The sequence below is a fragment of the Larkinella bovis genome, assembly GCF_042655385.1.
In the GTDB taxonomy this organism is placed as follows: Bacteria; Bacteroidota; Bacteroidia; order Cytophagales; family Spirosomataceae; genus Larkinella; species Larkinella bovis.
The window spans coordinates 343720-361382 of record NZ_JBHSMA010000002.1; the positions used below are offsets into that span (position 1 = coordinate 343720).

At 54.1% G+C, this 17663-nt stretch carries 7 protein-coding genes and 1 riboswitch; of the genes, 6 read left to right on the plus strand and 1 reads right to left on the minus strand.

The features are described 5' to 3' along the window. Positions 1-47 precede the first annotated feature (47 nt). Together ACFPMF_RS08625 and ACFPMF_RS08630 are read left to right on the plus strand one after the other, a co-directional pair. Positions 48-12365 (plus strand): Ig-like domain-containing protein, encoded by a 12318-nt coding sequence (locus ACFPMF_RS08625; RefSeq protein WP_379843201.1) that lies wholly within the window; start codon positions 48-50, stop codon positions 12363-12365. Between the two features lie 84 nt (positions 12366-12449). Further along, positions 12450-13334: a gliding motility-associated C-terminal domain-containing protein gene (locus tag ACFPMF_RS08630; RefSeq protein ID WP_379843203.1), complete on the plus strand. Its 885-nt coding sequence runs from the start codon at positions 12450-12452 to the stop codon at positions 13332-13334. A 96-nt stretch (positions 13335-13430) separates the two neighbouring features. Here the strand turns inward: ACFPMF_RS08630 and ACFPMF_RS08635 are convergent, their stop codons facing one another. Beyond that, entirely contained in the window at positions 13431-13811 is a 381-nt protein-coding gene (locus tag ACFPMF_RS08635; protein WP_379843206.1) for a DUF805 domain-containing protein, read from the minus strand. A gap of 197 nt (positions 13812-14008) precedes the next feature. Here ACFPMF_RS08635 and fabF point away from each other — a divergent pair, with 197 nt between their 5' ends. The 4 genes from fabF (at position 14009) to thiD (ending at position 17657) form a co-directional block, all read left to right on the plus strand. Continuing rightward, complete coding sequence (gene fabF, locus ACFPMF_RS08640; protein ID WP_379843209.1) at positions 14009-15253, plus strand: beta-ketoacyl-ACP synthase II; 1245 nt, start codon at positions 14009-14011, stop codon at positions 15251-15253. A gap of 30 nt (positions 15254-15283) precedes the next feature. Further along, a riboswitch (TPP riboswitch) is annotated at positions 15284-15385 on the plus strand. Between the two features lie 45 nt (positions 15386-15430). Next, positions 15431-16234, plus strand: a complete 804-nt coding sequence (thiM, locus tag ACFPMF_RS08645; protein ID WP_379843211.1) for a hydroxyethylthiazole kinase — start codon at positions 15431-15433, stop codon at positions 16232-16234. Further along, positions 16231-16854 (plus strand): thiamine phosphate synthase, encoded by a 624-nt coding sequence (gene thiE, locus ACFPMF_RS08650; RefSeq protein ID WP_379843214.1) that lies wholly within the window; start codon positions 16231-16233, stop codon positions 16852-16854. The genes thiM and thiE overlap by 4 nt, the downstream gene beginning before the upstream one ends. Beyond that, positions 16851-17657 (plus strand): bifunctional hydroxymethylpyrimidine kinase/phosphomethylpyrimidine kinase, encoded by an 807-nt coding sequence (thiD, locus tag ACFPMF_RS08655; protein WP_379843217.1) that lies wholly within the window; start codon positions 16851-16853, stop codon positions 17655-17657. Before thiE ends, thiD begins: the two co-directional genes overlap by 4 nt. Positions 17658-17663: the final 6 nt, after the last annotated feature.

The following is a 17663-nucleotide window of genomic DNA, read 5'->3' on the forward strand; positions in this document are numbered from 1 at the left end:
TAGCTAATAAGATGACAATGAGTACCAAGCAAAAAGACTCTACCAAAATGAGAACGTGGATCATGGTGCAAGAGAGAGTATGGGTGATATTACTGATAGCGCTGAGCAGCTTGTTCAGCCCTATCACGTTCGCCCAGAATGTCCCGGGTTGCGATGCGTTGGGGACATTACCCGTCGCCGATTTTCGGTTAACGTATGATCTCGTTACGAACCGGTATACGGCCTGGTATGTCCCTACGAGCAGCACACCAAACCGCCTTACGTCGGGGCAATTCACGATTGTTACCACAAACGGGTTCACAACGCCAGGGGGCAATGGGAGAGATGCTCCTTTCCAGATAACCAATATCAATGGTGCCTGGGCGGATCAGGTCTTTGATAATGAGTTTATTGCTAGTGTTGGCGCAACTCCTTTATCGACATTGAATGGCTTCACCGTTCATCAGGTTGGGAAAGCGGTGTTCGGCGACGATGTCGATCCAGATGGGCCTACGGGTCCTCTGGATAGTAATTCCCCGACTACGGCTGGTGTGCCCGTTCCGCTATTCTCTTTTCCGGGTAAAGGATGCGTATCGTTGGTACGAATTCTGGTCAACGGCGAGCCGATCCAGCAGCAGATGTTTTCGGTATTTGGGAATAACTTCAATAACCAGTTAAGTTATACGGTATCCCGGAATGCGGGCTCGACAACCGCGAACCGCTATTGTAAAAATGCTCCGGAGAATAGTATAAATGTAATCCTTCCTGATATACAGGATGACCTTCAAACCGTATGTGCGACTTCTACCTCTTATTCCAATAATTATTTTACGCAGGTATTCCGTAACTGGGATCCGGCTGGTCTACCGGCCGGGACATCGGTGGTCCCCACCAATGCGCAGCAGTGGTCCGGTTTTACGGTAAGCCCTTCTTCGTTATCGGCCAACGTGTCGATTAACCCGACGACCGGCGCCTATACCGTTTCCTTCCCGCAGGTGGGCGGGGTTACGCAACCGGGTTCGTTAACAATTTGTAACACCCTGCGGGATAGTTGTAATACCGCAACCGACCAGGCGTGCGTCATCGTCTCGTGGCTTAGTTCCGGCCAGGTGTCAATTACAAATACTCCGACGGTCTGTCTTTCGAACGGTAGCGCCGTTGTCTCGTTGAGCGCAACCGACGGTTTTTCTTCTTACAACTGGATAGGTCCGGGCCTGGCGGCTTCGACGGGTAACCCGGTAACGGCTACCCTGTCGGCTGCGGGGGTGTATTCTTATACGGTTGTTGCGACCAGCGGACAATCCTGTACGGCTTCTAATACGACATCTGTGACGGTGTTGAATGCCGCTACCATCGCCAGTATTACCCCTGCAAATCCCACGTCTTGTTTAGGAACGGATGGATCGGTTACCCTGAATGGGTTAACTGCGGGCCAAAACTATTCCATTGTCTATACACAGAACGGCGCTAATCCGGTCACGCAACCACTCACCGCCAATGGTTCCGGACAGATTGTTGTCTCTGGATTGTCGGCTGGGGTCTATTCATTTACGGTTTCCAATGATGTGTGTACAAGTACATTATCAACTACTTTAACGGATCCTAATCCGCCGGTTGCCCCGACCATTACGGTAAGTCCTTCACTGACGATCTGTCTGGGGAGCAGTTTAACCTTAACCGCAGAGGGTATGGCGGGGGCCAGCTTTACCTGGACAGGTACGAATCTATCGCAAACAACCAGTAATCCGGTGACGGTTTCACCAGCAACGTCGGGGGCCTTTGTTTATACCGTGACCCAAACTGTGGGTGGTTGTACGTCCGCGCCGACCAATGTGACCGTTACGGTCAACCCGGCTCCGAGCGTAACACCGACCGCAAGCTCTGCGACGGCCTGTGTTGGCAGTAGTTTTGTCTTAGCAGCAACCGCTTCCGGCGGTACGCCGAATTATATCTATACCTGGACTGGTCCCAATTATTCCACAACGACGACGGTTAATTCGGCGACGGTTTCCAACGCGACAGTGGCCAATGCCGGAAGCTATTCCATTATCATTACGGATGCGAACGGGTGTTCCGCAACGGCAGTAACGCCGGTTTCCGTCAGTGTGATCAACTGCTGTTCGCTGACGGCCACGGCTTCGGCCAGTCAAACCGTCGTTTGTGCAGGAACCAGCGTAACCCTGGCGGCCCTGACGTCCGGCGCTATTGGAGCCTTGAGTTATCAGTGGACGCCCAACGTAACGCCGGGCAACAGCCAGAGCGTGGTTGTTACCCCCGTTGGCACCGCAACCTACACGGTAGTCGTAACGGATTCGGGTGCGCCCAATTGTGTTCAGACTGCGACCGTCACCCTAACTGTTAATCCATCGCCGGTGGTGACCATTACTCCGCTGTCGGCCACGATTTGCGCCGGAAACAGCATTCAACTGACCGCCAATGTAACAACCGGGACGGTTCCACCGTATTCGTACGTCTGGAGTGGCCCCAATTTCTCGGCCAGCACGACGGGCAACACCGTTAGCATTCCCAATGCCACCGCTGCTAATAATGGCAATTATACCGTAACGATTACCGATCAAAACAGTTGTACGGCTACGGCAACAACACCTATTGCGGTAACTGTTACGCCCTTGCCGACATTTACCCTCGTTCCGTCCAATCCGACTTCCTGCTCCGGCACCAACGGTAGCGTTACGATCACCGGGTTGACGAGCGGTCAGCTTTATACCATTAGTTATAATCAAAACGGTGGAACGTCGGTTTCGATGACCCAAACGGCTGCCGGCGGACAAATTGTAATCGGTTCATTGTCGTCGGGTGTGTATTCCGTCACGGTTTCACAGAATGGCTGCGCAGCTGTTCCGCAATCTATTACTTTAACCGATCCGAATCCGCCAATTCCGCCTGTAATTACCGTGTTACCGTCTTCGGCTATTTGTCTGGGGAACTCGGTGACGCTTTCCGCCAATGGGACAAACCTGCAATGGACCGGAATGAATCTGTTACCGATCACGGGAAGTCCCGTGACGGCAACACCGGGTACATCGGGCAGTTTTGTCTATACCGTCACCCAGACGGTTGGGGGGTGTATATCCCTGCCTGCCAGCGTGACGATCCTGGTGAATCCTGCCCCCAGCATTGCGAATCTTTCGGCTCCGCCAACCTGCGTGGGGCAGTCACTAAGTCTATCGGCCACGGTTTCGGGCGGTACGCAACCCCTCACGGTGAATTGGCGGACACCCGACGGATTGACTTTAACCGGAAATCCGCTGAACCGTGCCAATGCCCAGATGAGCATGGCGGGTACATATACCGCTATTGTCAGTGGTGGCAGCGGTTGTACGGCGACCCAGACGGTTAGCACAACAGTGGGCGAGAACCCTACTGTGCAGGTGCAACCGCAGCAAGCCTGCGCGGGTGGTAACGTAACCTTAACGGCTACGGGGGGAGCTGTGAATTACCTATGGATCGGTCCCAACGGGTTCACGGCTACCGGGCAGGTCGTTACCCTAACTGGCGTTGATGCCACCGATGCCGGTAGTTATACCGTAACGGTAATGGGGGGAAATGCCTGTACGGGGACGGCTGTCGGTTCTGTAATTGTGAATCCGGCACCGATCGTAAAGGCTGATTTTGTTTCGGCCTCCGTTTGCGTGGGTAGTACCGTACATTTGCTTGGCGATGTAACAACGGGAACCGTGCCACCGTATTCCTATAGCTGGTCTGGTCCCAACGGCTTTGCTGCAACGATTCAGAATCCCAGCATTCTTTCCGCTCAGGTAAGCAATAGTGGCAGTTATACCTTTGCCGTAACCGAGGCGAACGGGTGTAGCGCCACGGCCACAACACCGGTTTCAGTGACTGTTGCTGACTGCTGCCCTCCGCGATTGGTCCAGATTTCAATAACGGCGCAGGACCCGGCTTGTGGAAGTAGTACCGGTAGCGCGACGGCTACCCTGCTACCCGCTTCACCGGGGGGCGCAACTGTAACCTATCGTTGGGAAAACGCGACTACCAATACAGTAGTAGGTACTTCCGCGATCCTGTCTGGTGTAGCCGCGGGGGTTTATTCCGTAACCATTACCGAAACAAGTGGTAATTGCGTACAAAGCTTCACCAGTACAGTGTCGATTAGTGAAACACCCGGTCCGGATGTCGATCTGGCCAGTGTCAGTGGTGCGAATTGCGGAGCCGCCAACGGTAGTGCCCAACTGATCATTGCCGGTGGGACAACCCCCTATTCCATTAGCTGGACGGGGCCGAGCAGCGGTAGTACGACGAGTTCGGCGAGTCCGGTGCAGATCACGGGCCTGATGGCGGGTAACTATATCTTTACGGTCACCGGCGTTGGCAGTACCTGCCGTGGCATTCAGGCGGTAACGGTTCCGCTTTTGCCAACCAGTTTAAGCCTGACGGAAGCGGTCTCACAGCCGGTTACTTGCGGTACCTCCGGTACGGTAGTTGTGAGCTGGAATTCAGTCGGTGGTCCTTACCAACTCACCGTCGACGGGGTTGCTACTTCGGTAAGCGATACCACTCAAACCCTGATTCTGGGTGCGGGTACGCATAGTATTCAGATTGCCAGTGGTAACCCACTCTGTGTTTCGGATAGCAGGGTGGTTATTATCAACCCGGTTCCGGCTCCGGCGGTCGCGGGCTGGGCTATCGAGCAGCAACCACTCTGTGCGGGTCAGTCGGGCGTAGTCACATTTGCGGGGGGGCAATCAGTGACGACTCAGTATACGATTTCTTTCTTGGGTGGTGGACTAGTGGGAACTACAGCGGGGAATATTGCGCGGAGTTATACACTGGGAGCTGGGGTTTACGAAATAACCCGGATTGAGCCCAATGGCTGTCTTTCGTCCCAAATCTTCGAGATTATAGCACCCGCGACCGTCAACTTTAATTTTCAAACCACTCCTGGAACCTGTGGACAGGGAGGAAGCCTAATGGTGACGAACATCACGGGCGGAACACCCGGTTTTTCCATTGCCTACAGCGGGCCGGTTTCGGGTACCATGACGGAAGGCTCTGGCGTAACCGGTTTACCAAATGGCGTTTATACGGTTACCGTTACGGATTCAAGAGGGTGTTCAACAAGCCGTTCGGTCGCTATCACGGTGAGCCCGTCATTGAATGTAATCGCTGCCATCAGTAGTGCCACAGCCTGTGTTGGTGGAAGTTTCGTACTGACGGTCAATGTGACACCGACGGGCAGCTATACCTATACCTGGAGCGGACCAAATAACTTCACTGCCAGTGGAGCGGTGGTGACCGTTGGCCCGGCTGCGTTGACCCATAGCGGAAGCTATACGGTGGTAGTAACTTCTGCAGAGGGGTGTTCGACTACGCAGGTTACAGCAACGTCCATCACGGTTGCTGTTTGCCAGCCGCCCTGTACCCTTGGATTGAATCTCGTTTCGACCAGCGCGCATTGTAATCAGGCGGATGGTCAGGCAACGGTAACCGCCAGCGGGGGTAGCGGAAACTATATCTATCATTGGAGCACGGGAGGTCTAACGCCGACGATAGCGGGACTGGTCTCCGGCATTTACTCGGTAACGGTGACGGATGCGGCCAATAGCACCTGCTTCTCCACCACAACAGTTGCAGTCGGTAATGAAGGCGGTCCGCAACTATCACTGCTCTCTAGCACCCCGGCAACCTGTGCTGGCGCAACGGGAGCCGCTAGTGTAACCGCAACGGGTGGAAATCCCGGGTACGCCTACCAATGGAGCAATGGAAGTTTGACGAATACCATTAGTGCGGTTATGGCGGGTGTTTATAGCGTAACGGTGACCGATCAGAATGGGTGTAAAGACGTTATGCTGATCGCCATATCAAGTACCCCGGGAACCTTGACGGCAATTACCAGTGGTACCCCAGCGGCCTGTGCGCAAGCAACCGGGTCTGCGACGGTTACTGCATCGGGAGGAAGTGGTCCGTATACCTATCGTTGGAGCACGGGGGGCGTTACCAATTCTGTCAACGGATTGGTCACTGGGGTGTATAGTGTGACTGTGACCGATGCGAACCAGTGTTTTGTCATTACATCCGTGAGTATCGATGATACAAGTGGTCCTCAATTCACCATTAACAAGACCAATGTGAACTGTTCGGGCGGGTCGAACGGAACGGCTTCTGTTAACATAACGAGCGGGATGGCGCCCTTCACCTACCTGTGGAATACCGGTGCCATTTCGAATAGCATCAGCGGCCTGTCGGCTGGAACCTATAGTGTAATTGTAACGGATGCCAATGGCTGTAAAACGAGTGATCAGGTCATCATTACGCAGCCGACGCCCATCATTGCCGAACTTTCGCCATCAACTATTGCCTGTGGTAGCACAGTTGGCAACATTACGTTGGCTGGTATAAGTGGTGGAACGCCCGGTTATGCTTACCACTGGAGTAACGGATCAACGAGTCCATCATTGACCGGTGTAGGCGCAGGAAGCTATACGTTGACAGTGACCGATGCCAACGGTTGTATGGCAACTGGTACGGCGGTGTTAAGTCTACCCACGAACTGTCCGGTGTGTCAGTCGCCGGTGGTGACGGTTTCTTCGGCGGTGTGTGCGCCGGGTGGTTCAACCTACACGGTGAGCTATGCGGCCAGTGTGGGGGCTATCGTCACGGCCAGTGCGGGGGTGGTCTCCAATGGGGTAATCAGTAGTATTCCGCTGGGGGTAGCCCTGGTGGTGACGGCCAGCAACAGCTGTGGACAGAGCAGTGTGCTGACGGTGCCTGCTGCGGTCTGTCCCCCGGTCAACTGTACAGCCCTGGCGGGTCTGTCAGTGGGGCAGGCGATTTGCCAGAACGGGAGCAGTTATATCGCCCGTGTGGCGGCTGGTGGCGGAACAACGCTCAGCGTGCTGGGCGGCAGCCTGAGCAACGGGGTGGTGACCGGTACGGTGGGTACGAATGTGACGGTGGTGGCCACGACGGGTTGTGATACCCGGACGCTGATCATCAACAGTCCGTCTTCGTGTACGAGTGTTCCGGTCTGTAGCCAACCGCTGGTGAGTCTGGCGGGTCCGGTGTGTCAGGGGAGCAGCTACAGTGTGCACTACAGCAGCAGTGGGGGGGTAACGCTTGTGGCCAGTGCGGGGGTGGTGTCGAATGGACAGATTAGTGGGATTGCGCTGGGTGTTCCATTGAGTGTGACGGTGAGCAATGGCAGCTGTACGCAGGTGGTAACCCTGGCTCCTCCCACGAACTGTCCACCTTTATGTCCAGCGCCAGCACCGGTGTTAACAATAACGGATCCGGTATGTAACACGGCCACAGGTACATATACGATTCAATATACAGTAAGTGCAGGAGCTAGTGTAACAGCTAGTGCAGGTACGATTAATCTGGTCTTGAAGACGATCACAGTACAACAAGGCCAAAGTGTGGTAGTTACAGCAGTTAACAACTGTGGTAGTTCAACCTCAACGACGGTATTGGCACCGAATTGTCCAGTAGGTTGTACCCAGGTGGCCGGATTGTCGGTAGGGCAGGCTATCTGTTCAGGTAGTACTAATTACTTGGCCAGTGTAACGGTCAATGCGGGGGCAACTATCAATGTGATCGGCGGAGGCAGCTACTCCAATGGTGTGGTAACGGCGCCAGTAGGCAGTAATGTGACAGTGGTTGCCACACTAGGATGCAGCACACAGTCCATGGTGATTATGAGTCCGGCCTCTTGTTCGGGTCCGATATGTGAAAATCCCATGGTAAGCATTGCTGGGACGCATTGTGATGGCGATACATACAGTGTTCGGTATACGGCTCCGTCGGGCGTGACGGTATTATCGAACGGAGGAGTGATCAATGCTGCCCAGCAAATGATTTCGGGCATTCCAGCAGGGACGCCAATTAGCATCACAGTAACCAATGGAACCTGTCTGCCGCAAATAATTCCGGTTTCTTCACCGGTTAGCTGTACAGTATGTGGCAGCACAGACGGAACAATCACTGTGCCCGCAGTGCCTGAGGGGTCAAGAAACTGGCTGGTCAATTATACTTTGACAACTCCGGCATCGGTAATAAACTGTTACAATTCACTCGGATATATCGCAACAGATGCTGCGGGGAATATACTTTATGTAAGCAGTACGCCAAACTTTACAGGGGTGGTTTCAGGTACTTATTATGTATATGCAACGACTAATCCGCTTACGACAATCATTGGCAAGAATATAAATTCTGCCTGGGATGGTTTGATGGATTATCCCTGCCATTGGGTAGCTGCAACACCATATATATTCACTGTTTGTCCACCTTTATGTCCGGTTCCGGCACCCGTGTTAACGGTAACGGCACCCGTGTGTAACACGGTGACAAACAGCTATAGCGTTCGCTATACCATTAGCATAGGCACCAGTTTGAGTACTAGTGTGGGCACGGTCAATACGGCCAATCAGACGATTATCGTTCCGCTGGGGGTAGCCCTGGTGGTGACGGCCAGCAACAGCTGTGGACAGAGCAGTGTGCTGACGGTGCCTGCTGCGGTCTGTCCCCCGGTCAACTGTACAGCCCTGGCGGGTCTGTCAGTGGGGCAGGCGATTTGCCAGAACGGGAGCAGTTATATCGCCCGTGTGGCGGCTGGTGGCGGAACAACGCTCAGTGTGCTGGGTGGCAGCCTGAGCAACGGGGTGGTGACCGGTACGGTGGGCACGAATGTGACGGTGGTGGCCACGACGGGTTGTGATACCCGGACGCTGATCATCAACAGTCCGTCTTCGTGTACGAGTGTTCCGGTCTGTAGCCAACCGCTGGTGAGTCTGGCGGGTCCGGTGTGTCAGGGGAGCAGCTACAGTGTGCACTACAGCAGCAGTGGGGGGGTAACGCTTGTGGCCAGTGCGGGGGTGGTGTCGAATGGACAGATTAGTGGGATTGCGCTGGGTGTTCCCCTGAGTGTGACGGTGAGCAATGGCAGTTGTACACAGGTGGTAATCCTGGCTGCTCCCACGAACTGTCCAAGTCTATGCCCAATTATTTCGGTGGTTTCAACCGCTCCGACTACCTGTACAGCGAACAACGGAAGCCTAACACTAACCGGCTTGACCGCTGGAGAAAGTTACACGGTTTGTTATACGAAGACACCGAATAATCCGTTCTGTCAGACGCTGCTTGCGAACCAGAATGGCCGAATTGTATTATCCGGTTTGGGGGTCGGACTGTATACGAACATCACGGTGGCGCAAAATGGCTGTGTCAGTAATGCCGTATCCGCTACCTTGTCCGGTGGGTTGCCGGCACCATCAGCGACCTGCAGCGTGACGGCAGTTTGTATGGGTCAAAGCATCATCCTGACGGCTTCCGGGACCAATATCCAATGGAATGGGCCGGGATTGCTTGCCTCAAGCGGTAGCCCGGTAACGGCGATCCCGAATGTGACCGGAATCGTTACGTATACCGCCATCCAATCCGCGAACGGATGTGTTTCTCCGCCTTCGATGGTAACGGTTGTGGTAAAACCGACGCCTACATTCTCTGTAACGGCCACCAATCCGACGGTTTGTAACAGCGCAGACGGTAGCATGACACTCATCGGCCTGACGCCAGGGCAATCGTATACGGTTTGCTATACGAAGAATGCCGGAGTGCCGGTTTGTGCCGAGCGATTAGCTAATGTAAACGGTCTGATTACGATTGGCGGGTTGACAGCGGGTGTTTATACGAATATTACAGTCAATGAATTAGGGTGTCTGAGTTCGGCGCGCGCCATCACCTTGACCAACCCGGCCTTGCCCAACCCAGTCGTGACGGTGGCTCCTGGTAGTACGATTTGCCTGGGCCAAGCGGTGAGCCTGACGGCAACCGGAGAAACTGGGGCCGTATTTACCTGGAAAGGTTCAGGGCTGCTGGGAACAACGGGCAGTGTGGTCACGGTTAATCCCCAATCGACAGGTACGATGAGTTATACGGTAACGCAGACCGTAGCGGGCTGTGGTTCTTCCTCGGCGGTGACGTTGATTACAGTTAATCCGGTACCCAGTGCGGTTTTAATTAGCAAAGTCGATCCGAATTCCTGCTCGAACCCCAACGGTGGAGTGACGCTGGGAGGCTTACTGTCGAACCAGTTGTATACGGTTTGTTACCGGGTCAACGGTATTGGGTCACCGGTATGCCTGCAACTATCGTCCAATGGCCTTGGCAACATCGTCATGAATTCGTTGACGGCGGGTGTTTACAGCGTAACGGTGTCGAATGGCGGTTGCAGTAGCCAACCGGTTTCGGCGACTCTGGTAGGACAGACACCAGCTCAACCTACGGTTACGGTAACCCCCAGCGCCACCATCTGTATCGGTCAATCGGTAACGCTGACCGCTTCCAGTTCGACGGATGGCCCGTTCACCTGGACGGGACTTGATCTCTCCAGTATCAACGGAGGAACCGCTACTGCTACGCCAACGGCAACCGGTGTTCGGAGTTATACGGTCATTCAAACCGTGAATGGCTGTACGTCGATTCCGGCCATCGTGCCCATTACAGTGATGGCTATTCCGGCGCCTAATCTGGTCACGACGACAGCGCCGACCACCTGTTCCGGCACGAACGGCAGTGTGACACTCGGCGGGTTGACGGCGAACCAAAGCTATACGGTTTGCTACAACAACGGTTCTGGTACACAATGTGGTCCGTTTACCTCAGCGGTCAACGGCCAGTTGGTGGTAAGCGGTCTGACGTCCGGTTCATACAGTCTGACGGTTCTTTCCCCGGGTGGATGCCGAAACGCAGTACCAGTCTCGGCTACAGTCGCTAGTAGCACGGCCTGCTCGATGTGTACGGATGCACCGTTGATTGTCGCCCAACCGATGCTGATTTGTAAAGACAGCACCAAGACGGTTTCAATGCAGATTCTGGATGCTGATCTGGTGGATTCGTTCACGGCGACGGCTTGCGGAGTAGGCTTCAGTAATGCTACCGTTACGATTGGGGTTGATAACCAGACCCGTCAACTGTCCATTACGTATAAGGCGGCCCCGGGCTTCCAGGGGATCGATCAGGTTTGTGTGACGGTAACGGATAAGTGTGGCAACTTCGATCAGGTTTACATTCCGGTTCAGGTAATCCGCTGCGTTTGTGGTTGTTCGGGAACACCGCCAGTGGTGGTGCCGCAGCCGATCATTACCACGAAAAATACACCCAAAGAGGTGTGTGTGCCGATTGTTGATACCCCGACGGATGTGCACACCGCCACGATTTGCGGAGGACCACAGCACGGAACGGCCGTGGTTACGGTGAACAACCAGACGCATATGCTCTGTGTGCTCTACACACCGAATACGGATTACGTTGGTGTTGATAAAGTCTGTATCACGATCTGTGATCAGACGAACCGGTGCACAGTAATCGAAGTGCCGATCACGGTGATCGATATTCCGAATCCGCCCGCTTTGTCAGTGGTTCCTTTGGTGACAAATTGCTCATCGACGACCTCGGCTCACATGCCAATCCTGGATGTCAATGTCGATAATACACATAGTGTGTCCATCATCGCACAACCGCTAAACGGTACGATTACGGCCACGGTCGATCAGGTGAACCACCGGGTGCTGATCACCTACACGCCAGCACCGGGCTTTACCGGAAATGACAAGGCCGTGGTGCGGGTGACCGATAGCGATGGACTCTCATCGGGAGATACCGATGTGCCGTTGCTGGCAACACCGGGAACCTGTCCGGCTTGCTTGACGATGGAATTGAAGGTGCTGCTCGAAGGCCCGTATAATACGACAACGCATAAGATGAATACGGTGCTGAATCAGCGTGGACTGCTACCGGGTCAAACGCCAATTGGTCAGTTTGCAGTGCCAACGCCAGCGGGTCAGCCCTACAATACCGCCCCCTGGAATTATACGGGTACGGAAAGCCTGACAACGTATGATCAGGATATTGTGGATTGGGTATTGGTATCGCTACGGACTGACGAGCTTTCGACAACACCAGTCTTCCGAGTGGCAGGGCTGTTGCACGATGACGGACGGATTACGTTTGTGAATCCCTGCTTCGATATACCGGAAGGATCGTATCATGTCGTGATCGAACACCGAAATCACATGGGCGTGATGTCGCCGACGAAAGTCCCGGTGATTGCGAATAAAATACTGTTCGACTTCACTACGCAGGATTCGTACCTGATTACTGATCCGCCATCGTTCGGACAAATCCCGATCGACGGTAAATGGATGATGTACGGCGGAGACGGGAAGAAGGATGTGTTCAGTGACAACTTCGACATCAACTTCTTCGATTCAAAATTGTGGAAAGATGAGAGCGGTATTTTTGATCAATACCGGTATGGCGACTTCAACCTGGATGCTGACGTGAACTTCACCGATAGCGTGCTGTGGAAGAAAAACAATGGTCGCTACTCCAAAGTACCTCATTGAACAATGTAAAAGGTCCGGTAGCCCCGGCTATCGGACCTGATTAATCTAACCAGATTCAAGGGATTGAACGAAAACCCAATGGACATGAAACGGTTTTTCTTTTTACTGGCATTTTGTACTTCTTTCGGCGCTAAAGCACAAAATGGCCTGTTCGATGTGCGTTTGCAACTTAAAAAGGCGGATTGCACCAATCGAAAATTACAGGTCGCGGTGGAGGTGAAAGCCCATAATGAAAACAGTTCTTTTTTGATGGGAAACGCCAATCTTCGCTTTTCCTACGATGCCCAACGCATCAAAGCCCCGACCATCGTCGATCAGCAGAATTTCACCAGTCTGGGCGAAAAGGCGAGTTTGAATTATTCACCCTTGTCGCTCAACGGTTCGGTCGAGCGGAGTACGCGCGGTATTGTTTCGCTCAATATTATCTACAGCGGATCGGAACACAATGCCACCTCGGTAACCACGAGTTGGTTACCCGTTGCCACCCTCGAATTTGATCTGGTCAATGCACAGGACAAAGCGGGTACAGTGATTGAATGGAACGATGATAAATCGTTTCCTGTAACAGGTCTCAGTGAAGTAGTCCTGAAGAAAACCGGGCCGGATTTCGACTACGATACCTATGTGGTTAAAGCAAGTGGCGTGTTTGAAAATCTGACGATCTCCTCGCTGGCCAACCTGTGCTCAGGCATCAACCCGGAAACCGCGGGTGAATTCACCATTCCCGAAGGCTTTTCCCCGAACGGCGATGGAACCAATGACAAGTTTGTGCTGCGGAATTTGGGTGGACTCACGGCTGAGGTGACCATTTTTGACCGGAACGGGACGGTTATTTTCGAGTCAAAAGCGTATCAGAATGACTGGGATGGTCGTGATCGGAACAAAGACTTACCCACCGGAACATATTTTTATAGCATTCGACTCAGCGATGGACGGAAATTTACCCGTTCGCTGACCCTCTCACGCTGATCCTTCCAGCAGTTTCTCTTCACTATATCTGCATCTGAAACCAAATCAGCCCGGTCTTTTAAAACCGGGCTGATTCATTTGTCGCTAAGCTGAAAATCAGGCTTTCGTTTTGGGGTCGTTGCCGTATTCGTTCGCACCGGCGGTGCCTTCCGTACAAGCCAGGATCAGGTTATAAACCGGCACCAGTGCATACCAGCCGCTCTTGCCCACGTCGTGCATCCGGCGAACGGCCACCGCAACCGACGGAACCAGAATGGCCAGATTCAGCAGCAGGACCAGCATGCCGAGTAAAACCGAGCCGTTGAACAGCAGAATATTCAGGAAGTTTAAGCCCTGGGAAACCAAGATGTTGACCAGAAAGAAGTACCAGTATTCGCTCCGGCGGGCGCGCCCGTTAAAATCATTGAACTTTTTCAGAACGGAAACATAGTTGTCAAAGATCGAACTGCTGGTTGCGGATGAAACGGATGTGTTCATGATCGTGTTTATTAGTATGTGTTTGTTATGTGTTTTGGTCGCCTTTCGGCTGTTTGATGATTCAAAAATACCGGGTCGGAGAAGGGACCACAACGGCGGAATGGTAACTGGTAGAGAAAAGCTGGTAACTGGCGGACAAAGCACTTTAACGAGAAACAGGAAGTCGCTTTCTTTGCAGACTCATTTAAAAATTGGTTATGTTACACCGGGTTGTTATTACTGGAATGGGCGCGTTTACCCCCATTGGCCACGATCTCCAGACTTTCTGGCGAAACGTCACGGAGGGGAAGTCGTCATTTGCGAAAATGGCCCGTTTCGATGCTTCTCTGTTCCGAACGCAGTTTGCGGCTGAAATAGCAGATTTTAATCCCTTACAATACCTGAGCCGGAATGACGTCAAACGAACGGATCGGTTCACGCAGTTTGCTCTCATTGCCGCTGAACAGGCCATTCAGGATTCCGGTTTTGACCTGGCGAAAATGGATCCGTTCGACGTAGGCGTCATCTGGGGTTCCGGACAGGGGGGCACCGAAACGCTGGAAGAACAAACGGCTGAGTTTGTGACGGGCGACGGCCATCCCCGGTTCAGTCCCTTTCTGGTGCCGAAAGTGCTGGTCAACCTGGCGTCGGGTATGATTTCGATCCGCCACGGTTTGATGGGCATCAACTACACGGCGGTTTCGGCCTGCGCCAGTTCGAACTCGGCCCTGATGGATGCGTTTAATTACATCCGGTTGGGCAAAGCCAAAATCATTGTCAGTGGCGGTTGCGATGCGGCCATTACGCCGACATCGTTCGGCGGTTATTGCTCCATGAAAGCTATGTCGACCCAGAATGCAAATCCCGAAATCGCTTCCCGGCCGTTTGATGTCGAGCGCGACGGTTTTGTGATGGGCGAAGGGGCCGGGGCCCTTGTTCTGGAAGAATATGAACACGCCCGGGCCCGGGGCGCTACCATTTATGGTGAAATGGTGGGTGCAGCCATGACCGGCGATGCCTATCACATTACAGCCACCCATCCGGAGGGGATCGGTGCCACCCGGGCCATGCAACTGGCGCTGAAAGAAGCCCGAATCAATATCGAAGAACTGGATTATCTGAATGCGCATGCAACCTCAACGCCAGTGGGTGATTTGTCGGAAATGAAGGCCGTCGCGCAGTTGACCGGGAATCGAAAAACCAACCTCTCCATCAGTGCGACAAAGTCGATAACCGGGCACTTAATGGGCGGGGCCGGGGCTATCGAAGCCATTATTTCGATTTTGGCCATGCGCGATAACGTTATACCGCCGACCATCAACACCACCGTTCGTGACCCGGCTATTCCGGACAGCCTGAACATCGTGCTGAAAGACGCGTTAGAAACCGAAGTCAGAACTGTCATGAGCAATACCTTTGGTTTTGGCGGCCACAACGGTATTGTGGTTTTTCAGAAAATCTAAAACCGTATTCCAAAATCGCCTACCTTTACCGGGCAACTTTAGGGGTGTCGGTGCCGAATTGGGCCGACTGAGAGCACACCCTCATCACCTGATGCCGTTCATACGGCCGTAGGGAAAAGTTACCGGAAACCGCTCGCCCCCGTTAAAGTTGCTGTTTATGAACTCCTTGACAGCACTATGTTTCCAACACCCCAATCCATCTGGACCGATGTCACGCAGATTCGTGCGCAGGCTCCGCTGATTCACAACATCACCAACTTTGTCGTCATGAACAACACGGCCAACGCTCTGCTGGCCGTCGGGGCCTCGCCCGCCATGGTGCATGCGCCCGAAGAAACCGCCGATTTTGTGGCTATTTCCAGTGCGTTGGTGGTCAACATCGGCACCCTGGACGAAAATTTTGTCGCCGGAATGAAACAGGCCATGCGTCGGGCAAAAGACCTAGGTAAGCCGATTGTGTTTGACCCGGTGGGCGTGGGAGCCACACCGTACCGAAACCGGGTCAGTGCGGAACTGCTGACCCTGTCGGCTCCCGAGATCATTCGGGGAAACGCTTCTGAAATTATGGCGCTGGCCGGTCTGGATGCCCAGACGAAGGGAGTCGATAGCCTGTTCGGATCCGATGCGGCCGTTGATGCGGCTCACCAACTGAGCCGGTCGCTGGGTTGTGTCGTGGTGGTCAGTGGGGCGACGGATTATATTATTCGCGGGGAGCAAACCGCAGCGATTGCCAACGGGCACCCGTTGATGACCAGGGTGACGGGGATGGGTTGTACGGCAACGGCACTGACCGGCGCGTTTGCTGCGGTCAATGCGGATTATTTCCAGGCCGCTGCGCACGCGATGGCGGTGATGGGAGTGGCGGGCGAAATGGCGGTAGAAAAACAAACCGCACCGGGTAGTTTGCAGGTCAATTTCCTGGATGCCCTGTACCAGTTGACCGCGTCGGATATTGCTGACCGTCTGAAAATCAACGAATGATGCACGGACTCTATTTAGTGACTGATGCCGGATGCGCTGGTCAGGCGGGTCACACACTCCCGTTTGTGGTTGAAGAAGCCTGCCGGGCGGGCGTTCAGTGGGTGCAGGTCCGGGAGAAAACCGCATCGACGCGGGCGTTTGTCGAACTCGCGGCTGAACTAAAGCGGATTACCGAAACCTACGGTGCTAAACTAATCATCAACGACCGGGTCGATGTGGCGCTGGCGGTTGATGCCGACGGCGTTCATATTGGGCAGGACGACATGCCACCCACGATGGTGCGCAACCTGATTGGGCCGGATAAAATCATTGGTCTTTCGATCAACAATCTCGCCGAACTGGAAAGTGCGGAAGGGCTTGCGATTGACTATATTGGGGCTGCTACGGTATTTCCAACCGCCACCAAACAGGATACGTCAAGCTTGCTCGGGCTGGAGGGTTTACGGGAAATCTGCCGCCGGTCCCGGTGGCCCGTGTTTGCCATTGGTGGGATCAAGGCCGGAAACCTGCAGGCGGTTTTGCAGGCCGGCGCTGCGGGAGCAGCGGTGGTTTCGGCGATTTGTGGCCATCCGTCGCCTTACGAAGCGACCCGTCAACTCAATCAACTTCGAAACGGATGAAAACCTACGCGCGTGCACTAACCATCGCTGGTTCCGACAGTGGCGGTGGGGCCGGGATTCAGGCGGACCTCAAAACCTTCGCGGCCCTGGGTTGCTACGGAATGTCGGTTCTGACGGCGTTAACCGCCCAGAATACCCAAGCGGTCACCGGGATTCTGCCCGTACCGCCCGCGTTTATTGCCGAGCAGCTCAAGGCGGTTTTGGGGGATATCGGTGTCGATGCCGTTAAAATTGGCATGTTGCATTCGCCGGAAGTGATTGTCCAGGTGGCAAAAACGCTCCGGGAATTTGCGGTGACAAACATCGTTCTGGACCCGGTCATGGTGGCTAAAAGTGGGGATAAATTATTGCAGGACGAAGCCGTGGATGCGCTGAAATCCCAGTTGTTCCCCCTTGCCACCGTTATTACGCCGAATCTGCCCGAAACCAGCGTATTAGTGGGCCGACCTGTACAAACCGCCGACGAGATGCTGCCGGCGGCCCGCGACCTTGCGAACTGGTGTCCGGGGGCTATTCTGGTGAAAGGCGGTCACCTGGATACCGGAGAAAGTACCGATTTGCTTTATTTACCGACTGGAGAACAGCACCGGTTTTCATCAGGACGGATTCAGACCGTGAATTCGCACGGAACGGGCTGCACCCTTTCGTCGGCCATCGCAGCGGGTCTGGCCAAGCGACGTTCGGTTGTAGAATCCGTATCCGGGGCTAAAACCTACGTAACGCGAGCGCTTCAGACCGGGGCAGCGTACCGGTTGGGCGCGGGACACGGCCCGGTTCACCATTTTTTCAATGTTTGGGAATAAACAGGT